This window comes from Butyrivibrio sp. AE3004 (genome assembly GCF_000703165.1).
GTDB lineage: Bacteria > Bacillota > Clostridia > Lachnospirales > Lachnospiraceae > Butyrivibrio.
In genome coordinates this window covers 2,503,278-2,529,893 of the sequence record NZ_JNLQ01000002.1, presented here as the reverse complement: position 1 = coordinate 2,529,893, position 26,616 = coordinate 2,503,278, and the positions used below count along the sequence as shown (strand labels likewise).

Genomic DNA, 26,616 nt, shown 5'->3' with positions numbered 1-26,616 from the left:
GACGAGACTATGGTTTAGGGAGGGGTTCCTTTCTTTTTTATTGCTTCTGGGTATTTTTTTGAAAAAAAATTATTGAATTCAGATTATGTGGACAGATATAGTACTTTAGCATCATATTGTAGAAAAATGATTTTGCCAATAATTGTTTTTGGAGGGCAAGGACTTTTATGGCAAATAATAGTAGATGTATATAAAAAAGAGTACACGAAAATCATAATTGATATTCATGATTCTTTTTTTTTACAAAGAGGAGGAATGTGGTTTTTATCTTCTTGCATTATAGCAGCAATTTTTGTTGTCAAAATGCATAATAAGTTGCTTTTATTAGAGGTATTTAGTGCGTTTGGTTATGCTTTTGCGCTTTTATGTAATACATATTTTTTTATTATAGAGGGAGGAGAGTTTGAAAAAGGAATAAATATTTACCTGGATCGATTTGTTTCGGCAAGAAATGGTTTTTTTGTGGGTATTCCTATTTTTTTATTTGGCGTAATAATCGCAAAGCAAGAAAAGAGAATGAAGGAAATTCAATGGGGGAAACTTTGGGGACAATTATTATTACTAAATTTTTTATATATAATTGAAATATATAGACTAAAGGGATTGAATTACCAAGATGATTGTTCGTTATTTATATTATTGCCCCCATTGGCAGCTCTTGTTTTTTTTATTGGAAATAAGATAACAATGCCATATTCGATATCATTGTCAAAAAAAATGAGAATCTTTAGTAAATATATATTTTGCTACCATACTTTTTTTAATACTTATATTGGTGGTGTATTATATCATTTTACGAAAAATGGTATGATTCAGTTTTTGTATGTAAGTTTGTTGTGCATAGTTATTTTTATATTCTCAGAAAACAAAAAGATAAAAATTTTAAAATCTTTAATTCCATGAATGAAATAGGGAATAAAAGACAATTGGAAAATGAATTTAATTGTGTAAGTTCGTAAAAGGATAGTAAATGGATTATTACTACTTATAGAGATGTTATTTGTGGGGGTGCGTTTTGGGTAGAATAGTAGGTTGAAAAATATTTATGAGAAGAATAATAGTTATTTTTGGGACCAGACCAGAAGCAATAAAGTTGAGTCCACTTATAAAAGAATTGAAGGGAAGAAATAGTATAGAGGTAAATGTATGTGTTACTGGTCAACATCGTCAAATGCTTGATCAGGTTTTGAGGGCATTTGGTATAATTCCTGATTATGATTTATCTATAATGAAGGAAGGGCAGAATCTTTTTGATATTACAAGCAAGGTATTTGATGGTGTCAGAACCGTATTAGAATCTGCCAACCCTGATATTGTATTAGTCCATGGAGATACAACGACAACATTTGCTACAGCGTTAGCATGTTTTTACTTGAAAATCCCGGTTGGGCATGTAGAGGCAGGTTTACGTACATACAATATTTATTCGCCGTATCCGGAAGAATTTAACAGACAAGCAACAGGCATTATCGCAAAGTATAATTTTGCACCGACAGAAAAAGCAAAAGAAAATTTGTTACGTGAAGGTAAAAATCCGAATAGCATTTATGTTACAGGTAATACAGCTATAGATGCTTTGAGAACAACCATTCGTGAAGATTACCAAAATAAATATTTAGAGTGGGCATTAGACAGTAGATTGGTACTTATTACTGCACATCGCAGGGAAAATCTCGGAAAACCAATGCATAATATGTTTAAAGCTATACGACGTGTATTGGATGAACATCCGGATGTAAAAGCTATATATCCTATACATTTAAATCCGGTAGTTAGAAAAATAGCAGATGAAGAACTTGCAAATAATGACAGAATAAGACTTATTGAGCCCTTGGATGTAGTTGATTTTCATAATTTTATGGCTAGATCATATCTTATATTGACAGATTCAGGTGGAATTCAGGAAGAAGCACCTAGTTTAGGTAAGCCTGTATTGGTAATGAGAGATACGACTGAGCGACCTGAAGGTATAGCTGCAGGCACTCTGAAACTTGTTGGTACAGAAGAGAATTCTATTTATACAGAATTTACTAAGCTTTTGGATAACAAGGATATGTATGAAACAATGGCACATGCAAGTAATCCGTATGGGGATGGCCATGCATGTGAACGAATTGCGGATATATTGGAGTTTGGAGAGATAAGAAGCTAAACGAAATAATGGTTGCATGAAAAAGTGTAAGAAGGTTTTTTCGTTATGAATATTGTGTCTAAGAATATATATGCAATGTAAGTGTTGTTAACGAGTGATAATAGCCATATGTAATCAATTGTGAATGTTTCAAAATCAATTTACTTAGACTAAAAAAACATAAAAAACGTCTTTTTTTCTCACGATTCTGAGAACAATTAATTAAGGGATCTTTTTCCCTAAATAATGGTCAAGGAGAAAAATTATGAGAAAAAAAGAATATGTTAAGTCTGTTACTGATGTTTGTGCCGAGAATAATGATTTGGCGCATATCATTTCCCTGTTAAATGATAAAGTAAAAGATGCAGCAGACTATATCGAGAATTGCTATGACATTTACAATGAGAATGACGGAAGCATTTCGGATTTTGGTGAGCATGAATTGTTTTCGGATGTTGTAGTGTCGGGTTCGTTTGGAGTGCCTATAGATAATACTAATTATACGCCTTTGGATTCAATTCCTGAGCGCAGAGGAATATATCTTTTTCTTTTGAATGATACCGTAACTTTATCTAATGATAAAGTTATGGCATGGAATGGAGAAATCTACGAGAAAAAGAAAAAACGAGGGGCAGACATAAAGAAACAGTTTGTTGGTTCGAGTTTAAAAGTGGGACAGTGCTTTTACGTTGGCTCTGTTAGTTCCAAGTCATGCACGTTACGAAAACGTATGAAAGTGCATTATGCAGGAGATGATAAAAAGACAACATATAGCTTAAAGCTGAATAACGATGATAGGATATTTATTAGAGATAAATTGACAGTACTATTGTTTCCGCTGAAAGAGGAGTATGAGAAGCAAGGAGCTATTTTTCTACCGCTTGTTGAAAAAGAACTTCATTCTAGACTTAGGCCTGCAGCGGGAAAGAGCCGATAATTGTTGTAAGGGCTCATTTTTAAATAGGAGCGTGAATCAAGTGCATAAAAATAAACTGTTCGATATACCGGACTACAAGAAAATAAGAGTAATAGTTGATACTGATGCTGCTTGTGAGGCGGATGATCCGTTTGCGATAGCACATGCACTGCTTAGTCCTAAGCTTATAGTTAAAGGGATTATAGCTGAGCATTTTAAAGTGAAAGGTTCGATGCAGGAAAGCTATGATGAAATCATGACTATTCTTGCTGCGATGGAATTGGAAGTGCCGGTGCTTCATGGACAGGACGGACCTCTTAGTGAAGACGAAAAGGATTCAGAAGGTGCTGAGTTTATTGTTAAGGAAGCATTGAAAGAGGATGAGAAGTCGTTCTTTATCCTGTGTCAGGGAGCTATAACCAACGTTGCTAAGGCGATGAAAATCTGTCCCGAGATCAAGGATAGAATGACAGTTATCTGGATTGGGACTCATGGAGAAGCACCATGTAAGGCTCCTTTTACAGAATTCAATTCGGTTAATGATATTGAGGCTGCTAATTTTGTTTTGCAGAGTGGTGTGGATTTATGGCTTGTTCCATCTCATGTCTACATAACGATAAATGTCGGAATTGCAGAAATTCAGCGCAGGATAAAGCCCTGCGGAAAAATCGGTGAGCATTTGTTTAAAAATATGGTGGATTACAATATGTCAGAGGGAGCAGGATGGACGCAGGGTGAGAGCTGGTCACTTGGGGATTCACCTGCTATCGCGATTGCAATAAATCCCGGCTGCGGCCATTATCATTATGCAAAGGCACCGCTTGTGCTTGAGGACACTTCCTCTGAGGTAAAAGAGGATAACCCGGAGATCAGAATATACACGGACGTTGATTCAAGGTACATTCTTGAAGACTTCATAGCAAAGCTTGAACTATCATATAAGGTATAAAAGTAACAAAAAGGACAATATGGATTTTTTGCTGGCTTTTTAACCTAATCTCCCCTGAATTTATACCAAAGATTAGGTATAAATAGTGGAAGGATAAGAAAATAACATTTGTGGTAGATCCTCAGGCAGGTTGATTCTGTTTGAAGAAAGGATTCTGAAAAAGAATATGATTATCAGCGAAAGACTTTTTAAGATTATGGATGAAAAGGAAATTACTCAGATGGAGTTTTCACGAGCGACAGGTATAACCCAAAGTACGGTAGCGGATTGGAAAAGGAAGAAAACAAATCCGGCTGCTGATAAAATAATGCTGATTTGTGACGTGCTTAATATTTCACCATATGAGTTATTACAGGATTCTAAGCGGCTGAATGAACGAGAGATTGATTATTGTGTTATTAGTGAGGGCACGGATAAATATGAACTTCTCGTGGAATTTGACAGATTAGATAATAAGCAACGGGAAAGAGTAATGGGATTTATAAATGCGCTTAGTGGAGAGCACTAAAAAAGTATGGCACTAATAATTGACATTAGTGCTTTCTTTATTTATTATAAAACGTATATACGATATATGTAACGTAATAAATAAAGGAGGCGCAGAATGGGAGATATCAGTATTATTGCTAGAAAATTTGACGATGGGAAGCATGTTCAATATGGTTGGAGTGGAAATGGCGGATACTATAAAATGCTTGGATCTAAGCTTTTGGAGTGGTATACGGAACCTGAAAGTGTCGAGTATTTATTTGGATTAGGTCAGTTTTCCTTCTTGGGAGCTCCGGGGAGTGAGAATGGTGGCTATGGATGGCTGTTTACCACGGTTCCAACAGGGGAACCACATTGGGTTGGAACAACGGAGAGAGAAATCTTTAGTAGAATTGCGTTTATTGATTATGGTTATTTATATGATACGGATAATAAATGGTATTATGTCATTCCTGGACCTTTCAGAATTAAGGTTCCTTTGGAATATATAGACAAGCATTTGGATGAAAGAAGCTACGAATTTGATGAACGAAAGCATATAGAAAGAGAAGTTATAAAGCATATTTTTGAAGATTATTATATGAATAATGCGGAATTTAAAACTTTTATTGAAACTGAAATGGATGAGAGTGAATCGGATATATATATAAAATTGAAAGCAGAGGATTTTCCAATCCATGAGTTATTTGATCACTATAAGAAGGTGTTTTCATACTTCGATGACTGGGTTGTAATTGAAACGGATAAAGATAACTCTGAGATTAGCGAGATAATCATGCAAAAGCGCGCGGAAGAGCATGTTGAAACATGTTTATGGCGTAAGAGTTATAGCGGCAACGATTTATAGAAATTGCAAACCATCAAAATAATGGTAAAAATCGCTTTACAAACCATCATATTGATGGTTATATTAATAATATGAGAAAGAATAAATATGTCACACCAAATTCGATAAAGGCAAATGATGTTAAAGTATTAAGGGGCAAGCTCGGAATGACACAGGCGGAGTTTGCTCTTTTTTGTAATGTTTCAAAACCTACGATTGAAAGGTGGGAAACATCGGATAAAGAAATAACCGGGCCGGTGACATTGCTTGCGCAGATTGTTATGCTGCATCCTGATATTGCAGAGGAACTTGCTCTTCCGGAAAAAAAATATCCGATGAGGTTGTGGTATTACAATTGTGATACGGTATGCACAATAATTGATGTTGATACGATTAATCAGAAGGTACTAATTAAGAATTACACGAATAACCTGTTGTTTTGTGCATTTGGAAGAAATGAGCATCCATCCTTTAGCGATTATGAAGAATTTCTTAAATCACGTTGTTTTCCGGAAGAGCGTGATAAGATGAAACTGATACTTAAGGAATTGGATATACCTTTTTATGATCCACTTATGATTATTGAAAAGACAGATGGGAGAATGGCAGAAGATAATTTTTGGATAAAGATAGAGAGATAAGTGCATGATAGAACTGTATGATAAGGATAAAAGAAAGTCGTCAAAGGGGAATCAGCTAAAGGTTGAAAGGGATGGAATATGGTATAAGGCAGACTATACTGGTTACGAAGGCTTGACTGAGTATGTAGTCTCACATCTTTTGATGAAGAGTTCTTTAGATGCTTCGGAGTTTGTTACTTATGATCAGGAAGAAATAATCTATAAAAAGCAAGTGTACATGGGAGCATCAAGTAAAGATTTTTTGAAAGATGGTGAGCAGCTCATTACCTTGGAACGATTGTTTACAAACATATATGGTAGTGGCTTAAACAGTATGATTTATAAGACACATGAGCATGAGGACAGGCTTAGGATTATCGTAACTAAGACGGAGGAACTGACAGGGTTAAGGAACTTTGGTGTTTACATGTCTAAGATGATGGCTATAGATGCCTTCTTTTTAAACGAGGATAGACATACGCATAATATAGCAGTGATATTATGCTCTGATGGCAGCTATAGATATTGCCCTTTTTTTGATCAGGGTGCGGGACTTCTTGCAGATACCAAGATGGATTATCCTATTACCGGGGATGTGTACGAACTGATAGATTCAGTAGAATCGAAAACATTTTGCCAGGACTTTGATGAGCAACTTGATATTGCTGAGAAGATATATGGCTCACAGCTTAGGTTTACTTTTTCTAAAAAGGATGTTAACTCGATATTGGATAAGGCATATGGATATGAGCAAGCTGAGATAGAGCGCGTAAGGGATATTGTTTTTGAACAGATGAGGAAATATAGGTATATGTTTAAAGAGTAAGTCTTATAGGAACAAAATTGCATAAAGAATTTGATAAAAAATGATATTCATTAAACTATAGATTATCATACGCATTTTCGCGTACGAAGTCATGTGAAAAAATTAAGGATACATTATGGATTGGACTAATTATTTTGAACCTACAATTCTGCGAAGGGGCAGAGATTATTTTCATAAAGGAAAAGTGAAGGGCTTTGTACAGACTGAGGATGGCTGTATGGCGAGAGTTCTGGGGACCCATATTTATAATGTCCGGGTTACCGGACTGCGCTCAGGCTTTTTTCGCTTTTCATGTGACTGTGCATATGCACAGAAAGGTTACCGCTGCAAGCATATGGCAGCGGTAATGTGTTATTGGGAAAAGGAAAATACTGATCTTTCCATGGTAGGAGAGAGCTTTGAGTCCGACAAGGGGCGGACTTATTTTAATGTAAGGACGATTTTTGAAAATACTGATATCAGTTCAGAAACCATTGAAAAAGCTCATGAGCTTATAGATAGAGATGAGGTCGAGATAATCGATACGGATCTTTATTATTCAACCGGGTTTGAATCGTATTCAGGAGAGCTTGCCATAGATTTCAAGGGAAAGTGTATCAGCGAAGACGGGAAAGAGATTACTATCGAGGTATCCTTTAACAGATATCACATTACAGGTCATGGATGTAGTTATTTGCACAGGAACTTTAGCGACTATGGATATTATACGCCAAGATACGATACGCTTTGCGAGCACAGAGTGGCACTCCTTCTTCTTGCCGATAAATATATTGCAAAATATAATCCCGGAGATGATACGGATTTTGTTGGCAGCAGGATTCTCTCAGGTTATAAGAGGCTTACCGGTAACAGGAAAATAGAAGATAACGTAATTAAAAAGAAGATAATACGACTTTGCCCTAGGATCAGGTTATCCGGTATGGAGGAGAATAGGGAGCTGTCTGTATCTTTTAAAATCGGTATCGAAAAGCTCTATGTCTTAAAGCGTATTCCGGAGCTTATCTCTGCGAAAAAAAATCATGGCAGTATGAAGTTTGGAAAGAGCTATATTCTTTCTTTTATGGATAATGATTTTGATGAGAAGTCAGAAAAATACTATTCAATTATTGAAGCCGCTCAAAAAGAGATGGACTATTTAAGGGACAGATATGAAATGGGTCCCTACTATTATGATGATCCTTTTATGATAAAAGATCAGCTGACTCTTACAGGAGATCAGCTTGATATGTTCTATGATGCTTCCTTGGGTGAGACTTTGGAATTTGAAGGCTTTCTGCGTTCGGGAAACGGGAATGCAAAGAAACTCAAAATTGGAAGCAGCAAAGTTTCTGCGGATGTTTACATTAACAATATTTTGGACGATGATAAGGTATTTAGCGGCTTGTTTATAGAGGCGAAGATTCCGCTTATTTTCCGTGGTAAAGAGTATGACTACGCAATTGATGAGTCTAAGGGAATACTCACAAGGATAGAGTCTCTCTCACCAATGATGGAACTTTTATTGGACAATGCACACGACGGTGTTTCTGAATTTACGATTGGAAAAAAGCATGTTGCGGAGTTCTATTACAGGCTTCTTCCGCAGATGATGGAATGCTCTGATATAAACGTATTCGAGCCTGATGATGGTGATATTGACAAGTATTTGCCACCGGAGTGTAAGCTCACTTTTTATCTTGATGCAGATGAGGATCTTATAACAGGAAGAATTCTGGCAAGCTACGGCGAGGATGAAGTTTTTGTTCACAGGCTAAGAGATGAGGATTATCCTTTGCCGGAATCGAGAGATATACATTTTGAACAGAGCGCGCTTTTTACGCTAAGGGACTATCTGCAGGATGAGAGTGAGGATGGTGAGACCTTTAGCTGTGAAAAGAACGGAGAAAATACCTTTGGCCTTTTAAGCGAAGGACTGCGGGAACTAATGGCTCTTGGCGAAGTGAGAGCCAGCAAGGAATTCGAAAAGCTAAAGATCAGAAAGGCTCCTCAGGTAAGGCTTGGAGTATCCGTTGAAAGCGGAATACTTAATCTGGACGTCTCAACGGAGGACATGTCTGAGGGTGAGCTCCTTGATCTTCTTGAGAGCTACAGGAAAAAGAAGAAGTTTTTCAGGCTAAGGAATGGTGAATTCATAAGGCTTGAGCAGGATGATACCTTGGAGGAGCTTGTTGCAACCATGCAGGCAATGGGTATTTCTGCAAAGGAATTCACAAAAGGAAAGCTTCACCTTCCGATGTACCGTGCAATTTATGTAAACAAGCTCCTTGAGGAGCACGATGAGATTGCTTCGGACAGGGATAAGAATTTTAAGAATCTTATCAGGAATTTTAATACCATCAAGGATGCCGATATCGATGTGCCCAGGAAACTGGATAAGATTCTTAGGGGATATCAGAAGTACGGTTTTAAATGGCTTACGATGATATCCGAGCTTGGCTTTGGCGGAATTTTGGCAGATGACATGGGACTTGGGAAAACTTTGCAGGTTATTTCCATGCTGCTTTATAAAAAAGAAACTATGGATGACGGCGCACTTTCTGCACTGATAGTGTGTCCTGCATCCTTGGTCTACAACTGGGAGGAAGAGTTTAAGCGCTTTGCTCCTGAAATTGATGTGATAACAATTACAGGCACGCAGGCTGAGAGAAAAAGGCTGTTATCAAAGAAAACACTTCCTGAGGTTCTTGTGACTTCCTACGATCTTCTTAAGAGAGACATAGGGATGTATGAAAATCAGTCCTTTGATTATGAAATCATAGATGAGGCGCAGTACATAAAAAATGCGTCCGCAGCGGTATCAAAGTCAGTTAAGGTTATAAAAAGCAGGCACAGGTTTGCGCTCACCGGAACTCCTATTGAGAACAGGCTTAGCGAGCTCTGGAGCATTTTTGATTATCTGATGCCGGGATTTTTATATACCTATGAGCGTTTCAGGGATGATTTTGAAACATCCATCACAAAGTTTAAGGATGAGGAGGCGACCCGCAGGCTTAAGAATATGGTTGGCCCTTTTATTCTAAGGCGCTTGAAGGGTGATGTGTTAAAGGATCTTCCCGATAAGATTGAGGAAATAAGGTTTTCAAAATTTGATTCCAGGCAGAGAAAGCTCTATGATGCCCAGGTTACGCATATGAAGAAACTTCTTCAAAGTGAGGATTACAAATCAGGAAAAGATAAGTTAAAGGTCTTGGCAGAGCTTACAAAGATCAGGCAGATCTGCTGTGATCCTGAGCTTATAACTGCAGGTTATGAGGGCGAGTCTGCAAAGCGTGAGTCATGTCTTGAGCTTATACAAAGTGCAATGGACGGCGGGCACAAGATTCTGTTGTTTTCACAGTTTACATCTATGCTTGAGCTTCTTGAAAAGGACTTAAAGGAAAACCACATAGAGTATTACAAAATAACAGGGCAGACTCCTAAGGAGGAGAGGATAAAGCTGGTTCACAGCTTCAATGAAAACGAGGTTCCGCTTTTCCTAATATCACTTAAAGCAGGCGGTACCGGGCTTAATCTTGTGGGTGCAGACGTTGTTATTCACTACGATCCCTGGTGGAATCTTGCTGCACAGAATCAGGCTACGGACAGGGCGCACAGAATCGGACAGACTAAGATGGTATCGGTATTCAAACTGATAGTTAAGGATACTATAGAAGAAAAAATCGTGGAGATGCAGAATGCCAAAAAAGATTTGGCAGATGCTATCCTGAGCGGTGATAACGAATCTATAACAAATATGTCGAAGGAGCAGCTCATGGAGCTTTTGGGATAGCTCATGCCTTGATTTAAAAGTTCATGACTTCTTGACCGCCAAGAGGAAAATGTGTTCAAGAAGTCATGAAATTATAAGCCTGTGAGTTCATAAAAAGATTACAGTTATTTAATACCATTGCTTATCAAAATATCGTATTATTTAATATAGAGAAGAAGCGTTTGTGAAAGGTGGCGCTATGAGGGGAGTATACGATTATACGATATACAGGGCAACTCGCGTAGGTAGGAGAGTACTTGCGCTTCTTGTTGCGTTCATAATAGTGGTTTTGTTTTCCGGAGACAGGGTAGTAGCTGAGAATAAGAGCGAAGCCGAGAATGCCATGAGACTTGTTGGCGGAACCGGAAATATATGTGTTATAGATGTCAATGGTAAAAAGTCTAATGTGACAAGCAAAATGCGCCTTGCAAACGGAAGCGTTATCGCAACGGCGCAGGATAGCAGTGCTTATGTCAATCTTGACAGTACAAAGTGTGTGAAGCTCGATGCCCTTACGAAGGCTGAGGTGAGAAAACGCAGTGGCCGATATGAGGTGCTTTTAAATGCGGGCAATCTTTTTTTCAATGTAACATCCCCACTTGCAGCTAATGAGACTTTTTATGTGCGAACCTCGAATATGGCTATGTCAATTAAGGGTACCTGTGCGCAGGTTGAAGTAATAGATGTAAGACACACAAGGGTTAGTCTTCTTGAGGGTAGTCTTCATTGCAAGATTACGAGTCTTAAATCCGGAGAGAGCAAGACGGTTATTCTCCTTGCAGGGCAGTCTGCAGATTTTTATCTGACAGGGGATGCGGAAAATGATTGCAAAATAGTTACTGAGGACATAAAAAATAATGCCATAAGGGGCTTTGTTCTCCAGGAGCTTTACAGGGACAAGGGGCTTGCCGGCAAGGTCTTTCAGCAGAGTGGTCTGGATTTCAGAAATCTTACAGAGTCAGCAGTAAATCAGAAGCTTAAGAATGAAAAGAAAAAAGTAAATTCCACATCCTCGAAGGCTAAGGATAACGCAAAAAAGGCCATTCAGATGGATTTTTTGCAGGATCATTCCGAGGGAAAACTGTCTTACACTACGGAAGGAAACGTGATTATTGTTCCTGAGAATGTAAGCATAGAGCAAAGCCGCAGTGAAGGAACTTCAGGTGGTTCTGGAAATCAAAGCACCTCTGATAATAATGGGAATAATCATAATTCCGGAAGTAATCGGGGGAAGGATGAACCCTACAGAACCGGAAGTATGAAGGACTCTAACCCGAAGGGAATGAGTGTTGAAGTTCAGATTCCGAGTCCCCGGGCAGAAAAGGTTGTTATAAACTATTTTGATGAAAACGGCTAAAATCATATCCAATTTGTCACGAAAAGTTCACAATCCAAAATATTGAACGCATCCCGGATGTTTGCTACTCTATAATAGAAAATTGTTTATTGAGGGGATAAATATGAAGTATGCACTGACAACATTTGCACTGATAGTAACACTTTTGGGTGGCTTTATTTTCGGTGCTTATTATATGTATAGAAAAAAGAATCCGGCTACTGTTACTGCAGAGCAGGTAAATGAGGCCCCTTCGGCGGAGGATGTACTTGATAATTCGGACTATTATGACAGCGACGGAAACTGGATTTTCAAATATGGCGAGAACGAGAACTGGGATGGCAAAGATGGCTCCACAGTTGTAATGAGAGATGATGCAGCAGAGAACATTGATTACCGCATAACAGGAACAAATCTTGTATATGAGGATGACGGACTTTACTCAGGTTTTCATGCGGTAGTTACCGTGGAAAATGTTGGAACAAGTAATCTTTACCTTGGAAAGGAATCTGTTTTTAATATAGAAGACAGATATCTTAAGGTTGTTGATTCCTATGACTTTGTAAGAGCAGTGCCGGATATCATTGCGCCCGGAGAGAAAGGGTATTTTTACGTTCCTTACGGTCATATAAAAACAAGGGAAGACAGTGTCACCATCGATGAGGATGAATTAAAGGGTGATTCACCAAGACCCGGAGAAGCAAACAGCGCAGATACGCCTTCAAATGGGGAGGACGTCAATGCGATAGATATAGACGAGCTTGAAAAAGCACTCATTGAGGAAGGACTTACCACGTCTTCGCTTACTATTAAAAAGGATGCCGAACACCTTATGGCAGGGGCTGACACAACTACAGTGGAGTCTGCTGACAAGAATAGTGGAGGCACTGAGCTTTTGCCTTCAGACGAGAGCAGTGATGCCGATAATGCTATAGATGACAAGAACGCCAAGGATGCTGATAAGAAAACAGATGATGCCGGAGATAAATCGGAAGAGGCAGAAGCTGATACTAAGGAAAATGCTGATAAAAAATCAGATGAAGCTGCAGCAGAGGGCGGTGAAAACGCAGATAGCACCTCTTCAGAAGACGCTGCAGGTAAAGGTAATGGTGATGCGGTAACAGGTGAAGATACGGAGGCAGCAGGAGCTGTGTCTGACGGCAATGCAGAGCCCGAGAAGGTCGAGTATCCCGGACTTTCACTTTACAGGGTTAATGAGTATTTCATCATGCCTGATCTTGATGTTAAAAAATGTGTAGGTGAACCGCGCAAGGATTTCGATATTTCCAATATTATGTATGGAAGTAATGCAAGCGGATATTTCACCTTATCAGCGGATGTAACTAATTCTACCGACAAAAATATCGATTATGTTCCGGTTACGGTTATTGCGCTTGACCGCAGAGGTAATGCCATAGCAGCAGGTGCCGATTCGATTACGGATTTTTATAAAGGAGCGAAAAAGAGCTTTGGCGTAAGTTATATTCTTACCAGGGAGCAACGCTCTAATATTGTTCAGTGCGTAATATACGCAAGGGAAGTTGTTAACGCAAAATGATAATTCTGGATATATTAATAGAAAACACAGATCTGATACACAGAATCTTTACAGATATAGCACGAGTTACAAAATATACACATGTTGGAATAGCCATTGCCCTGATCTATGGGGTAATGTATTTATTATATGTAATAATTTGTAAAAAATTGAAACGTGAAAGGAAGCTGGGAGCAGGACATGCTACGGCTGTATTTGCGCTACTGATCTATCTGACAGCGGTACTGTTCATTGTTTTTATGAGCAGGGAGCCGGGCGTAAACACCGGAGTAAATCTGCATCTTTGGTCTTCCTGGGGTAATACTACATTAAGGAAAGCACTGTTTATTGAGAATATAATCATGTTTATTCCGATGGGAATACTGCTTCCCGGTGCTTTTAAAATTTTCAGGAATCCTATTGCCTGCATCCTTACGTGTGCGGTGCTTTCATGCTTTATAGAGAATACTCAGTATCTCTTTAAGCTTGGAATAGCAGAGATTGATGACGTTGTTACCAATACTCTGGGGGGAGCAATCGGTTGGATAATTTGGGGAATTCTCTGGGTTATTTACCTGATCATTTACAAGTGTTTCAAAAAAAATAATAAAATAAATGTTACAAAAACTTGACGTTGTTGTAAAATTGGAGTAATATCTCAAACTATGGGGAGCGAAGTGGCTCCCTTCTTTTAAATATACATTTGTAACCTTATTGACTTGTTTCTCCATTTTTGTCAAGGAGTATTTCTTATATGAAAAGAACAGGTAACAGGAACACAAAGACAAAGAGTGCAAAACCGCTGACGAGGATCATCTTCGCTGTATCACTTCTTTTGGTGGCGGTGCTCATAGCTGAGTTTGTTGCGGTTATTATGGATTCGCATTTATCAGCACTTGCAAAAACTGAAGAGGTTAAGGTAGTAGCTGAGAAGAAGGCTGTTGCTGCTAAAGAGATAGTAAAGACTTCCAAGGCTGTTAATACCATAAAGACTATCGTAGCTGAGGAAGCAGATAAGACTTCAGACGATAGTAAAAGCCTCAATCTTTTAAAAGACAATTCCACCCAGGCAGAATATAAGATAACTGTTTTTGAGGAAGAAAAGAACCTTTATTCAAATGACCGCGTTAATATTAGAAGCGGAGCAGGTACGGAATTTGATAAGGTCGGTGTGATCGGTAAAGACACCAAGGTAAAAGTTCTCGGACAGACAGACAATGGCTGGTATCAGGTAATGATCGGTGATGAGGTAGGCTATATTAGTTGTGACTACCTTCAGGAGGATGAACCCGGTATTGATTTTATATTTGCAGGCGATTCACGTACTGTTCAGATGAGTCAGGCAGTTAAGGAAGATGAGTATGAATGGATCGCCAAGGTCGGTGAGGGATACAACTTCTTTTCAAGCGAGGCTGTTCCCCAGATTGATGAGAGCGTAGGCGAGGGAAGCGTTATCATTATTAACTACGGTGTAAATGATCTTTATAACGTAGAGAAATACATTGCACTTGTTAATAAGAAGGCTGATTCCTGGATTCGCTCCGGAGCAAAGGTTTTCTATGCTGCTGTAACTCCGGTAAGTAATTACCCAACAATTACCAATGATGATATAGAGAACTTCAATAAGGAGCTTAAGAGCGGGCTTGACAGCAGGATCGGTTGGCTTGACGGATATTCATATCTTCAGAACAACGGCTTTTCAACAGGTGACGGACTTCATTACAACAACGCTACATATGAATCGCTCTACAAATATTATATGAATCAGATTGCTTCTGCTAAGGAAGCTTTCATCGAAGAAGTGTGATAGATTAAGGGACCCCGGAAACGAGGTCTCTTTAATTTTGCCTTAATATCTGATAAACTAGGCTTAGTAAAAAACTTTTTTATTGCGAGGCGTAGTAATGGTATCTATCAGAGACGTGGCAAAGGAAGCAGGGGTTGCCATATCAACAGTTTCCAAGGTTCTGAACAATTACCCGAATGTAAGTGAGGCTACAAAGAAAAAGGTTATGGAGGCGGTGGACCGTCTTAATTTTGTGCCTAATCAGGTTGCTGCTGCTTTGTCCTCAAAGCGTTCAGGGAGGATTGCACTTCTTTTGAAGTTAAACATGAAAACCCAGGCTATTGATGAGATAGATATGCAGTATATTTCCGGAGCTCTTGGAATGGCGCAGGAAAAGCAGCTGGACTGCATCACTGTTTTCTACTCCACAATTGAAAAAATGAATCTCGAGGAGATGATCAGATACTTCGCATCACAGAGCATAAGCGGAATAGTTGTTTTCGGAATGAACAATGATGATAAGGTTCTGCATCAGCTTATAGAATCACAGACCTTTAAAATAGCTGTAGTTGACGGACCTGACAGTAACGAGAGTACATCCGTTGTCGGAATCGATCATTATCAGGCTCAGATTGATGTTGCCTGGAAGACAATAAGTGAGAATACAGGGAACAAGGTTCTCTACATTGCCGGAATGAGAAACAGTTTCGTAACAGAAGAGAAAATCAGGGCGATGGAGGATCTTTCCAAAAAGAAGAAGCTTAAGCTTTTTGTAAGAAACGGAGATTTTTCCGAGCTTAAAGCCAGAAACATAGCTCTTAGGTATGCAAAGAATAAGGATATTGTTGTCTGTGGCTCTGATCTTATGGCAATAGGTGCCATGAAGGCTCTGATGGACATGGATATTTTCCGGCCTGTTTGTGGATTTGACGGAATCATCCTTATGGGATATGTGGGAAAACAGATGAATACCGTAAAACAGGATTTCGCAAATGTCGCAGCCGAGGCGGTATGTGAACTCAACAGACTTCTTAACGGCTCATCAGGAAGACGTGTGCGTCTTCCTCATAAACTTGTGCGCATGAAGTATGAGGATATTATCTGTTAACTTTTTGCTAAAATAAAGTCTTTATTGGCGAAAACATTATTCCTTCATATTAATAAGATAATAGCGAGATAATGAAAAATTTGAGAATTCTTATAGAATTCTTAAATTTTTTTTTGCCCTATTGCGGAAAACGTTTTCATGTGATATGATATTTCCAGTTCATGAGAAAACGTTTTCTGCAAAAATGCAGAATCAATTAGTCAATTAGTTTTGAAAGGAAGGATTAAATGAGTCAGCACACTAATTTACAGCAGGATGTACTGGTAACAAATATGGAGGAGGCCCTTCTTGAGATTTCCAAGGAGAAATTTGGCAAGGAAATTAAGGACCTTAGCAACCAGGAGACATACGTAGTTCTTCTTGAGTATGCAGGCCGCCTTATGAATGTAGCCAAGATCGAGGGTGGAGAGAAGAAGATCTACTACATTTCAATGGAGTTCCTTATCGGTAAGCTTCTTTCAAACAACCTTATAAACTTAAGAGTATATGACAAGGTTAGCGAGATTCTGGAGAAGAATGGCAAGCATCTCGCAGATATAGAGGAGTGCGAGCCCGAGCCTTCACTCGGTAACGGCGGTCTTGGAAGACTTGCAGCATGTTTCCTTGATTCCATCGCAACTCTTGGTCTTGCCGGAGAGGGTATCGGACTTAACTACCACTTCGGACTATTCCATCAGGTGTTCAAGGACAACCTACAGACAGCTGAGAAGGATGCATGGATTGAGAAGGAGTCATGGCTTGAAAAGACAGACACCACTTTCGAAGTAGCTTTCGGAAAGAAGAAGGTTGTTTCCAGACTTTACAACATGAATGTTGTAGGATATGACACAGGCGTTAACAAACTCAGACTTTTCGATATTGAGACAGTTGATGAGAGTCTTGTTAAGAAGGGAATCACTTTTGATAAAAAGGCGATTGAGAAGAACCTTACACTTTTCCTGTATCCCGATGATTCAGATGAGGCAGGTAATCTTCTTAGAATATACCAGGAGTATTTCCTTGTAAGCAACGCTGCACAGCTTATCTTAAGAGAGCAGAAGGAACGTCAGTATGACCTTAGAGAGCTCTATAAGCATGCTGTAATCCAGATCAATGATACACATCCTACAATGATCATCCCTGAACTTATCAGAATTCTTGTTGAGGATAAGGCTTTCACAATGGATGAGGCTATTGATGTTGTATCCAAGACATGCGCTTATACAAACCACACAATTCTTGCAGAGGCACTTGAGACATGGCCACTTAAGTACCTTGAGAAGGTTGTTCCTCAGCTTGTTCCTTATATCAAGGAGCTTGATAAGAGAATCCGCGCTAAGGTTAAGGATCCCGCAGTTCAGATCATTGATAAGGATAAGAAGGTACACATGGCGTTTATCGATATCCACTACGGATTTTCAGTAAACGGTGTTGCAGCTATCCACACAGATATTTTGAAGAACTCAGAGCTTAATGATTTTTACAAGCTCTATCCTGAAAAGTTCAACAATAAGACTAACGGTGTTACTTTCAGAAGATGGCTCATGTCCTGCAACCATCCGCTGACAGAATTCCTTTCAGAGACTATTGGTGATGGCTTTAAGAAGGATGCTAACAAGCTCGAGGATCTTTTGAAGTTTGCCGGTGACCAGGCTGTACTTGATAAGATTGCAGATATCAAGCATCAGAAGAAGGTTGAGCTTGCAGCTTACCTTAAGAAACATGAGGATGTTGAGGTTGATCCGGAGTCAATTTTTGATATTCAGGTTAAGAGACTTCATGAGTACAAGCGTCAGCAGATGAATGCCCTTTATATTATCCATAAATATCTGGAAATCAAGGGCGGCAAGAAGCCTGCTCGTCCGATCACATTTATCTTCGGCGCAAAGGCAGCACCTGCTTATGTTATTGCACAGGATATTATACATTTGATCCTTTGCCTGCAGGAGATCGTTAATAACGATCCCGATGTATCACCTTACATGAAGGTTATCATGGTTGAGAACTATAATGTCAGCTATGCTGAGAAGCTTATTCCCGCATGTGATGTTTCTGAGCAGATCTCACTTGCATCAAAGGAAGCATCAGGAACAAGTAACATGAAGTTCATGCTTAACGGTGCAGTTACTCTTGGCACAGATGATGGTGCAAACGTAGAGATCCATGATCTTGTTGGCGATGACAACATTTACATCTTTGGTATCAGCGCAGACGAAGTTATCGCTCATTACAAGAAGGCTGACTATGTTTCAAAGGATTACTATAAGAAGAGCAAGGTAGTAAAGCAGGCTGTAGACTTTATTACATCTAAGCAGTGCCTTGCAGTAGGCCACAAGGAAAACCTTAAGCGTCTCCAGGATGAGCTCCTTAATAAGGACTGGTTCATGACACTTATCGATCTCGAGGATTATATTCGTGAAAAGGATCTTATCTTTGCAGATTATGAGAATCGTGACAAGTGGAAGAAGATGATGCTTACAAACATTGCGAAGGCAGGTTTCTTCTCATCCGACAGAACAATTGAAGAGTATAACAGAGATATCTGGAAGCTTTAATTCTTTGACAGTATACCGCTGGACACTATATAAGTTATATTGAAAATCGTATTAAAATGAATTAATCTTTCATAATCCGGGAATCTTAAGATAATCTTAAAGATTTCCGGATTTCTTTTTGTTATTCTATTCTCAATCTGCGAAACTCAGCAGGTATTCAATCTATTACGCATGTCAGCGTATCAGGGCTTTTCGCCTATGAAATCACATTGGATCACAATAAACTATTTAAAAAAGGAGAATGATTTGAAACAGGACAATTTAATAACACCGAAATACAAGGATGCTACCTTCAGGATGTTGTTTAATGACAAGAAGGAGCTTCTCTCCTTGTACAATGCGCTTAATGGTACAGATTATGATAATCCTGATGACATGATTATCAATACCATAGGCGACAGCACATTTATGAAGGTAAAAAATGATGTATCCTTTATATTCAATTACGAACTTGGGATTTTTGAGCATCAGTCAACACCCTGTCCCAACATGCCATTAAGGGATTTATTCTATGTAGCAAAGCTTTTAAAAAGCATGACTCAGAAAGATGACCTTTATAGGTCGAAACTTATTAAAATTCCATCACCAAAGTTTTTTGTGTTTTACAATGGAACTGAGCCTATGGAAGATAAAAAGATTTACCGACTATCAGAACAGTTCGAAAAACATGAGGAATCTCCGGATCTTGAGCTTATAGTTACTCTTATTAATGTCAACGAAGGGCACAATCCCGAACTTATGGCAGCATGTGGAACTTTAAAAAATTATAGTATTTTCGTGGCTATCGTGAGAAAATATATTAAAGAGATTCCTGCGGAAATTGAAGACAGGGATGAGGCCGTAAGAGGAGCCATTGATAAAGCAATTGATGATTGTATAAGAAACGGCATTTTAAAGGACTTCTTTGAGAAACACAGAAAAGAGGTAGTGGAAATGGAAATGTGGGATTATGATGAAGAACTACATTATAAGACTATCGCTCAGGAAAAATATGAGGATGGTTATGATGATGGCTACGGGAATGGTTATGATGATGCTGAGAAAAATATTACAGATATGCTTAACTGGCTTCTTGAACAGGGGAGAGATGAGGATGCGAAGAAAGCTATTTTAGATAAAGAATTCCGGAAAAAAATGCTTAAGGTATATGATGAGTCTAAAAAGGTGTCGTTGCTTTGATGAGAACATAGCAAAAATGTAATAAGTGGTTTTAAATGCAGTTGTAGAGCGGTCTACAGCTGCCTTTTTCTACTTTTGTGCGCAAAAAGTCATGATGTGGGGATGTATTTTAATAACGATTTTTAGAAAAAAATATTACCAAATATCAGATTCTTTATGATATACTTGAGAAGTTGTATGGCTTTCTGAACCCGAAAATGAAAATGTGTTCGGAATGTCATTACATCTAAAAGAGGGAAAAGAGGGAATAAGAGGATGAAAAAAAGAAAAATACTAAGCAGATTTAGGGGATTGCTGCTTGCATTAACAATGGTAGTTAGTCCAATCGGTGGAATTAACAGGGGAACTATGATTGTTGCTGAGGCAGCAGGCGGGAGTACATTTGATACTGCAATAGAGGTACCCGCTAATATGGATTGGACGGACTGGAATGAAATAGGTGTTGCCAGTCAGGACTTCTATAAGGTTACATTGCCTGCAGATGGTACGTTTAAGATTGGTCTTATGGTAAAAAATACCAGCCATTTAGAGGTAGATGTTTTCAATAACTCTGACACGGAAAAAAGAGTCATGAATACAGGATAGCCAAATGTAGATGAGTCACCTTGGACAGGTACAGATACGAAAGAACTTTTGGCAGGCACATATTACATCAGAGTAAAGAGTGAAAGCCCCCGTGATAAGAGTAAAAAGCAGAGCTACAAATTAAAAACAGAGTTTAAGGGTTACGTCGTATCAGAGAGTGGAAAAATAACCAAGGTAAAGTCTCAAAATAAGAAAAAGGCAGAGGTTACCTTTGAGGAAGCAAAAGATGTTAACGGTTATCAGATTGAGTATTCAACCGATAAGAAATTTGGAAAGAATGTAAAATCAAAAACATTCGAAGCGGGACAGACGAAAAATGCAGGAAATAGTAAAAGGAAGGTTATAATAAGTAAGCTCAAGAGCCATAAGAAGTATTTCTTCAGAATCAGAGCATATGCTGAGCATAACAACGTCAAATACTATTCAGGCTGGTCAAATGTAAAGAGTACAAAGATAAAATAATCAATAAGAATCCGGGAATTTTTAGGTTCTCGGATTTTTTACTAATCATAGAGCATTTGATATAATATTAGTACTATTAGCAATGATTGGAGATTCTATCCGGGATTTTCATTACATATTCCGGAATAAACAATAAAAACTTTTTTTATAATAAGGAGGAAAAAAGAAAGCATGGCACGAAAAGTAGTTTTGGCAGGAGCTTGTAGAACAGCAATCGGTGTTATGGGAGGTGCATTAAAGGACATCTCAGCTCCGGATCTTGGAACAATTGTTATTAAGGAAGCATTAAAGCGCTCAGGTGTTAAGCCGGAGCAGGTTGATGAAGTATATATGGGCTGTGTAATACAGGCTGGTACAGGTCAGAACGTAGCACGTCAGGCAGCTGTTAATGCAGGAATTCCGGTAGAGGTACCTGCTACAACAATCAACGTTCTTTGCGGATCAGGCCTTCATTGTGTAAACCTTGCTGCAAAGCTTATTTCAATGGGTGATGCTGATATCATCGTTGCAGGCGGTACAGAGAATATGTCACGTGCACCATACGCACTTCAGAATGCCAGATTTGGTTACAGAATGAATAATGGTGAGCTCATTGATACCATGATAAAGGATGCTCTTACAGATGCATTCGGTGGATTCCACATGGGTATCACAGCTGAAAATATCTGTGAGCAGTGGGGACTTACAAGAGAAGAGTTGGATGAGTTTGCTGCAAACAGTCAGCAGAAGTGTGAGAAAGCCCAGGCCAACGGCGTATTTGATGAGGAAATTGTTCCTGTTGAGATTAAGACAAAGAAGGAAACAATAATTTTCAATAAAGACGAAGGCCCAAGACCCGGTGTTACAAAGGAAAATATCAGTAAGCTTCGTCCCGCCTTCAAGAAGGATGGTATGGTAACAGCTGCTAACTCTTCAGGTATCAACGACGGTGCTGCAGCTATCGTTGTTATGAGCGAAGAGAAGGCTAAGGAACTGGGTGTTAAGCCTATGGCTACATGGATTGCAGGTGAGCTTGCAGGTGTTGAGCCTCGTATCATGGGTATCGGTCCTGTTGCTGCAACCAAGAAGACTATGGCTAAGGCAGGCTACCAGATTTCAGATTTTGATCTTATCGAGGCAAATGAAGCTTTTGCAGCTCAGTCAGTAGCAGTTGGCAAGGATCTTGGATTTGACCTTAGTAAGCTCAATGTGAATGGTGGTGCTATTGCGCTTGGACATCCTGTAGGCTGCTCAGGCTGTCGTATCCTCGTAACACTTCTTTATGAGATGCAGAGACGTGATGCCAAGAAGGGCCTTGCTACACTTTGCGTTGGTGGCGGTATGGGTGCTGCTGCCATTGTAGAAAGGTAAAACACTTAGCGAGGTATTTTCGAGCTTAGTGTTTTACCTTGTTCGATCGAGCGAAGCGAGAGGCGAACTAACAAAAGGCACTTAGCGAGGTATTTTCGAGCTTAGTGTTTTACCTTGTTCGATCGAGCGAAGCGAGAGGCGAACTAACAAAAGGCACTTAGCGAGGTATTTTCGAGCTTAGTGTTTTACCTTGTTCGATCGAGCGAAGCGAGAGACGAACTAACAAAAGGCACTTAGCGAGGTATTTTCGAGCTATCAAAATAATAATGCCTTCCCCCCTTTGGGGCGCACGACATCCGGGGGATGTCGGCTTTGCGCGGACCGAAGCGGAGCGGAGACTGGTGTCAGCGTAAGCTGACGGATGAGGGTTTTATGAACGTTAACCTTGGAAGAGGCTTCGGCCCCCTTGATTTTGATGAAAATGGTAAAATGTTCTCCATTTTTCCTGAAGATCTTCCCTATGTGGATGATGATTTTGACGGTGACGGAGCTGATTTTACCGTATATGTGGATGCTGAACTTGTTGAAGCGGTCTGTAATGCCGGTCTTGATTTTGATGACTTTTTAAGAGCGGATGAGGACGGCAGGCGAAGCATGCTTGAGGATGCCGGAATTGACCCAAGCGATTTCGAATTGGACTTCGACAAAGATGTCAGAGAACGTCTGGAGGCAGAGGGATACTTCGATCAGGAATATGAATACGAAGATCTTGATGATGCGGAGGACGACGAATACGATTATGAAGAAGATGACTTAGATGAAGACGACTACGACGCAGATGAAGACGAGGACGACGGATTCGATGATGACTTTGATGAAGATGATTACGATGAAGACTCGGATGAGGATTATGATGATTCAGATGATGATGACTTCGACGAAGATGATTTTGATGAATTCGGAGATGACGATTTCGGAGGACCCGGGGGGAATAACGGTAACGGCGGATCGGGGGATGCGTTTTTTGGAAATCTGAATAAAAAATAAAAAGACGGTGCTCTTAGCTATTTGAGTTAAGAGTACCGTTTTTGATTATCCCGGTATAGTCTATGAGGGGTGAAGACTTTTAAAAGGTTACTGTTCATAAAGCCCTCATCCGTCAGCTAAAGCTGACACCTGTCTCCGCTCCGCTTCGGTCCGCGCAAAGCCGACATCCCCCGGATGTCGTGAGCCCCCAGAGGTGGAAGGCAGTAGTATAGGATTTGCCACACCATAGAAAGCAGTAGTATGTGATTTGACCAAGTAGAGCGCTTAGTGAATCTCATATTCTCTCATTATGCCGCGAACAGCGTATTCAAGCTCGGGAATGAGCTCGTCAAGTGGCTGCGGCTGCTTGTATATAATAGAGCTGTAGCCTGCGGAGCTGACCATTTCAACTATCAGAAACATCATAAGCTCGGGATTTCTGTATTTTACTTCCGATTCCTCAAACATTTGGGTAATGATGTGCAGAAAATCGGTTTCTCCCGCATCGATATTTGTGGACATTGCTTCTTTAAAGAGGGCCCAGCTGAGGTCTTTATAAATAAGAGACAAAAGCATCTGGTTGTTTGAAAGCTCAACCAGAATATGCTTCATCATAAAAATAATCTTATCCTCTATACTATGAAGGTCTTCCTTCAAAAGTTCCTCATAAGCTACTCCGAAAAGCTGATTTGATTTTCGCGCAATCAAACGATTCCTTATATCGTATTTGTCCTTGAAATACAGATAGAAGGTTCCCTTTGCAACACCGGCTTTTTTAACAATGTCGGATATTGATGTCTGATTGATCCCTTTTGAAGTAAACAGTTCGAATGAAGTATTCAAAAGAGAATCCATTTTCAATTTCTTATTAGAATCCCATGTTCCCATAACTTTATCCTATCACAACTATATTGTAGACAATATTAATTTTTTCTGTTTTTTAGAAAAACAATTTATTTCTGAACGTATTTTCATTTTTGAGTTCAGGAAGACTTGAAAAATTTTCTCTAAAAATAGAAAAAATAAAAAACTTGACCATTGGTCATTTTTAGAGTATAACATAAAGTATAAAAAATGACCAGCGGTCATTAAATAAAAATCCGCAGGCCATAAATAAAAATAATTGCGAGGATAATGTTATGAAATTTTTGTCAAAGGCAATTGTAAAAGCGAGGTACTTAATACTGATTGCCAGCATTGCACTTATGATTCCGTGCGTTGCGGGTATGGCAGCTACGAAAGTAAATTACGATATTCTTTCATACCTGCCCGGTGAGATCGAAACCATGAAGGGGCAGGACATCCTCATGGAACAGTTTGGAACCGGAGCGTATTCGCTTTTTGTTGTTGAAGGGATGGCTGATAAGGATATCTCAGCTTTGAAGTCAGACATTGAGAAAGTAAACCATGTTAAAAAGGTTATATGGTATGACACTTTCATGGATTACTCGATACCTAAGGAAATGCTTCCGGACAAGATTACAGAGGCACTGGGAACCGGCGATGCTCAGCTGATGTTCATAATATTTGATGATACGACTTCAGGCGATGGAACGATGCAGGCTATTACTGATATAAGGAAGATAGCCAATGAGAAATGCTTCCTGTCCGGAATGGCAGCGATAGTTCTTGATACCAAGAATCTGACTGAGAAGGAAACACCTATATATGTAGGAATGGCAGTACTTCTTGCCGTTATTATTCTTTCTCTTACAATGGATTCATATCTTATACCTTTTTTCTTCCTGATTAGCATAGGAATTGCTATAATGTTTAACATGGGAACGAATATTTTTCTGGGTGAGATTTCATTCCTTACGAAATCACTAAGTGCTGTCTTACAGCTTGGTGTAACCCTGGATTATTCGATTTTTCTATGGCATAGCTATCAGGAGGAGATTGAGAAGGGCATAGACGATAAAAAGGAAGCAATGGCAAACGCGATAAGTGCGACCTTCCAGTCAGTGCTCGGCTCATCAATCACAACCATTGCCGGTTTTGTGGCTCTTTGCTTTATGAGCTTTACAATCGGCCTGGATCTTGGAATCGTCATGGCGAAGGGCGTTATCTTTGGAGTAGTAGCATGTGTAACAGTTCTTCCCTCTATGATTCTTATATTTGATAAAGTAATTGAAAAAACAAAGCATAAGCCTGTTGTTCAGGAGTTTGTAAAGACTCCCAGATGGATTTCAAAACACGCTATTGTATTCGGGATTATTTTCCTGTGCCTTCTTCCGCCGGCAATCTGGGGATACAAGCACGCATCCGTTTACTATGATCTGTCTGAGACATTGCCTGTAAAGCTTTCCAGCAGACAGGCTATGATAGAGCTTGAAAAGAATTTTGAAACTAACACTACCTACATGATTCTTGCAGATTCAAATCTTGATACGGCAACCATGCAGGGAATGATTAAAGAGCTAAAAGATGTGGATGGAGTTGATGCTGTGCTCGGACTTGATGCATTACTTGGTCCCAGCCTTCCGAAGGATATGATTCCTTCCAAATTAAAAGATGAGCTTTCAAGTGATGAGTATCAGATGCTTATGATTACAAGTGAATACAAGACAGCATCTGATGAAGTTAATGCTCAGATAGATGCGATAAATGCGATAGTTAAGAAATACAGTCCCACAGCAATGGTTGTAGGTGAGGCACCTTGTACCAAGGATCTGATAACTATTACTGATAAGGATTTTAAAACCGTAAGCGTTGTATCAATCGGATGTGTATTCCTTATAATTGCACTTGTAATGAAGTCAATCTCATTGCCGTTTATACTTGTTGCGGTAATCGAGTTTGCAATATTTATAAATATGGGTATACCGGGATTTACCGGAACAGTTATTCCTTTCATATCTTCAGTTGTTATAGGAACGATTCAGCTGGGAGCAACCGTTGACTATGCTATTTTGATGACAACACGTTACTGCAAGGAGAGAAAGGATGGCCAGAGCAAAAAGCAGGCTACAAGAATAGCACTTTCAACCAGCATGAAGTCGGTAATCGTAAGTGCGCTGAGTTTCTTTGCAGCAACTTTCGGTGTTGGTCTTGTATCAAGCGTTGATATGATCGGTTCACTATGTTTCCTTATGGCAAGAGGAGCACTTATCAGTATGGCAGTAGTTATTCTGGTGCTTCCTTCCATGTATATGATTTTTGACGGACTGATCGTCAGAACCACATGGGGAATGCGTGATTGCCTGAAAATGGATAAAGAAAGAAAAAGCAATAAAATAGCAAATATTCAGAATATAGGTTGAGAGGC

22 protein-coding genes are annotated in these 26,616 nt (G+C 39.3%); 21 read left to right on the top strand and 1 reads right to left on the bottom strand.

Features of this window, described 5'->3' with window-relative positions; translation table 11 throughout:
• The first annotated feature begins 126 nt into the window (after positions 1–126).
• From BV60_RS0113920 to BV60_RS0113825, 20 genes are all read left to right on the top strand, one after another.
• The gene (locus BV60_RS0113920; RefSeq protein WP_197029567.1) at positions 127–903 is read left to right on the top strand and encodes a hypothetical protein; all 777 of its coding nucleotides are present in this window, start codon (positions 127–129) and stop codon (positions 901–903) included.
• A gap of 142 nt (positions 904–1,045) precedes the next feature.
• The gene (gene wecB / locus BV60_RS0113915) at positions 1,046–2,152 is read left to right on the top strand and encodes a non-hydrolyzing UDP-N-acetylglucosamine 2-epimerase (protein ID WP_029322693.1); all 1,107 of its coding nucleotides are present in this window, start codon (positions 1,046–1,048) and stop codon (positions 2,150–2,152) included.
• Between the two features lie 244 nt (positions 2,153–2,396).
• Positions 2,397–3,068 (top strand): hypothetical protein, encoded by a 672-nt coding sequence (locus BV60_RS0113910; protein WP_029322692.1) that lies wholly within the window; start codon positions 2,397–2,399, stop codon positions 3,066–3,068.
• 40 nt (positions 3,069–3,108) lie between these two features.
• Positions 3,109–3,996: a nucleoside hydrolase gene (locus BV60_RS0113905; protein ID WP_242840984.1), complete on the top strand. Its 888-nt coding sequence runs from the start codon at positions 3,109–3,111 to the stop codon at positions 3,994–3,996.
• A gap of 166 nt (positions 3,997–4,162) precedes the next feature.
• Complete coding sequence (locus BV60_RS0113900) at positions 4,163–4,504, top strand: helix-turn-helix domain-containing protein (protein WP_029322689.1); 342 nt, start codon at positions 4,163–4,165, stop codon at positions 4,502–4,504.
• Positions 4,505–4,600: 96 nt separating this feature from the next.
• Positions 4,601–5,332, top strand: coding sequence for a hypothetical protein (locus BV60_RS0113895; RefSeq protein ID WP_029322687.1), 732 nt, complete (start codon positions 4,601–4,603; stop codon positions 5,330–5,332).
• Positions 5,333–5,403: 71 nt separating this feature from the next.
• Positions 5,404–5,952 (top strand): helix-turn-helix domain-containing protein, encoded by a 549-nt coding sequence (locus tag BV60_RS0113890; RefSeq protein ID WP_029322685.1) that lies wholly within the window; start codon positions 5,404–5,406, stop codon positions 5,950–5,952.
• Positions 5,953–5,956: 4 nt separating this feature from the next.
• Entirely contained in the window at positions 5,957–6,757 is an 801-nt protein-coding gene (locus BV60_RS0113885) for a hypothetical protein (RefSeq protein ID WP_029322684.1), read from the top strand.
• A gap of 115 nt (positions 6,758–6,872) precedes the next feature.
• Positions 6,873–10,526, top strand: a complete 3,654-nt coding sequence (locus BV60_RS0113880; RefSeq protein ID WP_051656743.1) for a DEAD/DEAH box helicase — start codon at positions 6,873–6,875, stop codon at positions 10,524–10,526.
• A 178-nt stretch (positions 10,527–10,704) separates the two neighbouring features.
• On the top strand, positions 10,705–11,862 hold the full coding sequence (locus tag BV60_RS0113875) for a FecR domain-containing protein (RefSeq protein WP_029322680.1): 1,158 nt from the start codon (positions 10,705–10,707) through the stop codon (positions 11,860–11,862).
• A 103-nt stretch (positions 11,863–11,965) separates the two neighbouring features.
• Positions 11,966–13,399: an FxLYD domain-containing protein gene (locus BV60_RS0113870; protein ID WP_029322678.1), complete on the top strand. Its 1,434-nt coding sequence runs from the start codon at positions 11,966–11,968 to the stop codon at positions 13,397–13,399.
• Positions 13,396–14,010 (top strand): VanZ family protein, encoded by a 615-nt coding sequence (locus BV60_RS0113865; protein ID WP_051656742.1) that lies wholly within the window; start codon positions 13,396–13,398, stop codon positions 14,008–14,010. The genes BV60_RS0113870 and BV60_RS0113865 overlap by 4 nt, the downstream gene beginning before the upstream one ends.
• A gap of 122 nt (positions 14,011–14,132) precedes the next feature.
• Entirely contained in the window at positions 14,133–15,185 is a 1,053-nt protein-coding gene (locus BV60_RS0113860) for an SGNH/GDSL hydrolase family protein (RefSeq protein ID WP_029322674.1), read from the top strand.
• Between the two features lie 97 nt (positions 15,186–15,282).
• The gene (locus BV60_RS0113855; protein WP_029322672.1) at positions 15,283–16,272 is read left to right on the top strand and encodes a LacI family DNA-binding transcriptional regulator; all 990 of its coding nucleotides are present in this window, start codon (positions 15,283–15,285) and stop codon (positions 16,270–16,272) included.
• A gap of 227 nt (positions 16,273–16,499) precedes the next feature.
• On the top strand, positions 16,500–18,806 hold the full coding sequence (locus BV60_RS0113850) for a glycogen/starch/alpha-glucan phosphorylase (RefSeq protein ID WP_197029565.1): 2,307 nt from the start codon (positions 16,500–16,502) through the stop codon (positions 18,804–18,806).
• Positions 18,807–19,052: 246 nt separating this feature from the next.
• Positions 19,053–19,985 carry a hypothetical protein gene (locus BV60_RS0113845; protein WP_029322669.1) on the top strand — a complete coding sequence of 311 codons (933 nt, stop codon included), beginning with the start codon at positions 19,053–19,055 and terminating at the stop codon, positions 19,983–19,985.
• Positions 19,986–20,240: 255 nt separating this feature from the next.
• Entirely contained in the window at positions 20,241–20,570 is a 330-nt protein-coding gene (locus BV60_RS0113840; protein WP_029322668.1) for a hypothetical protein, read from the top strand.
• Positions 20,571–20,618: 48 nt separating this feature from the next.
• Positions 20,619–21,032, top strand: a complete 414-nt coding sequence (locus BV60_RS0113835) for a fibronectin type III domain-containing protein (protein WP_029322666.1) — start codon at positions 20,619–20,621, stop codon at positions 21,030–21,032.
• A gap of 171 nt (positions 21,033–21,203) precedes the next feature.
• Positions 21,204–22,382, top strand: coding sequence for an acetyl-CoA C-acetyltransferase (locus BV60_RS0113830; protein WP_029322664.1), 1,179 nt, complete (start codon positions 21,204–21,206; stop codon positions 22,380–22,382).
• A gap of 312 nt (positions 22,383–22,694) precedes the next feature.
• Positions 22,695–23,369, top strand: coding sequence for a hypothetical protein (locus BV60_RS0113825; RefSeq protein ID WP_156036092.1), 675 nt, complete (start codon positions 22,695–22,697; stop codon positions 23,367–23,369).
• A gap of 264 nt (positions 23,370–23,633) precedes the next feature.
• Here BV60_RS0113825 and BV60_RS0113820 read toward each other — a convergent pair whose 3' ends face one another.
• Positions 23,634–24,236 (bottom strand): TetR/AcrR family transcriptional regulator, encoded by a 603-nt coding sequence (locus BV60_RS0113820; RefSeq protein ID WP_029322661.1) that lies wholly within the window; start codon positions 24,234–24,236, stop codon positions 23,634–23,636.
• 251 nt (positions 24,237–24,487) lie between these two features.
• Between BV60_RS0113820 and BV60_RS0113815 the strand changes: the two genes are divergently transcribed.
• The gene (locus tag BV60_RS0113815; RefSeq protein WP_029322659.1) at positions 24,488–26,611 is read left to right on the top strand and encodes an efflux RND transporter permease subunit; all 2,124 of its coding nucleotides are present in this window, start codon (positions 24,488–24,490) and stop codon (positions 26,609–26,611) included.
• The last annotated feature ends 5 nt before the right edge of the window (positions 26,612–26,616 follow it).

What these genes read in the sequence shown, in the direction of transcription:
- BV60_RS0113870 (WP_029322678.1), top strand. Translation starts at nt 11,966, where the DNA reads ATGAAGTATGCACTGACAACATTTGCACTGATAGTAACACTTTTGGGT.
- BV60_RS0113895 (WP_029322687.1), top strand. Translation starts at nt 4,601, where the DNA reads ATGGGAGATATCAGTATTATTGCTAGAAAATTTGACGATGGGAAGCAT.
- BV60_RS0113855 (WP_029322672.1), top strand. Translation starts at nt 15,283, where the DNA reads ATGGTATCTATCAGAGACGTGGCAAAGGAAGCAGGGGTTGCCATATCA.
- BV60_RS0113840 (WP_029322668.1), top strand. Translation starts at nt 20,241, where the DNA reads ATGAAAAAAAGAAAAATACTAAGCAGATTTAGGGGATTGCTGCTTGCA.
- BV60_RS0113910 (WP_029322692.1), top strand. Translation starts at nt 2,397, where the DNA reads ATGAGAAAAAAAGAATATGTTAAGTCTGTTACTGATGTTTGTGCCGAG.
- BV60_RS0113920 (WP_197029567.1), top strand. Translation starts at nt 127, where the DNA reads ATGATTTTGCCAATAATTGTTTTTGGAGGGCAAGGACTTTTATGGCAA.
- BV60_RS0113875 (WP_029322680.1), top strand. Translation starts at nt 10,705, where the DNA reads ATGAGGGGAGTATACGATTATACGATATACAGGGCAACTCGCGTAGGT.
- BV60_RS0113880 (WP_051656743.1), top strand. Translation starts at nt 6,873, where the DNA reads ATGGATTGGACTAATTATTTTGAACCTACAATTCTGCGAAGGGGCAGA.
- wecB (WP_029322693.1), top strand. Translation starts at nt 1,046, where the DNA reads ATGAGAAGAATAATAGTTATTTTTGGGACCAGACCAGAAGCAATAAAG.
- BV60_RS0113850 (WP_197029565.1), top strand. Translation starts at nt 16,500, where the DNA reads ATGAGTCAGCACACTAATTTACAGCAGGATGTACTGGTAACAAATATG.
- BV60_RS0113815 (WP_029322659.1), top strand. Translation starts at nt 24,488, where the DNA reads ATGAAATTTTTGTCAAAGGCAATTGTAAAAGCGAGGTACTTAATACTG.
- BV60_RS0113860 (WP_029322674.1), top strand. Translation starts at nt 14,133, where the DNA reads ATGAAAAGAACAGGTAACAGGAACACAAAGACAAAGAGTGCAAAACCG.
- BV60_RS0113885 (WP_029322684.1), top strand. Translation starts at nt 5,957, where the DNA reads ATGATAGAACTGTATGATAAGGATAAAAGAAAGTCGTCAAAGGGGAAT.
- BV60_RS0113830 (WP_029322664.1), top strand. Translation starts at nt 21,204, where the DNA reads ATGGCACGAAAAGTAGTTTTGGCAGGAGCTTGTAGAACAGCAATCGGT.
- BV60_RS0113900 (WP_029322689.1), top strand. Translation starts at nt 4,163, where the DNA reads ATGATTATCAGCGAAAGACTTTTTAAGATTATGGATGAAAAGGAAATT.
- BV60_RS0113820 (WP_029322661.1), bottom strand. Translation starts at nt 24,236, where the DNA reads ATGGGAACATGGGATTCTAATAAGAAATTGAAAATGGATTCTCTTTTG.
- BV60_RS0113890 (WP_029322685.1), top strand. Translation starts at nt 5,404, where the DNA reads ATGAGAAAGAATAAATATGTCACACCAAATTCGATAAAGGCAAATGAT.
- BV60_RS0113865 (WP_051656742.1), top strand. Translation starts at nt 13,396, where the DNA reads ATGATAATTCTGGATATATTAATAGAAAACACAGATCTGATACACAGA.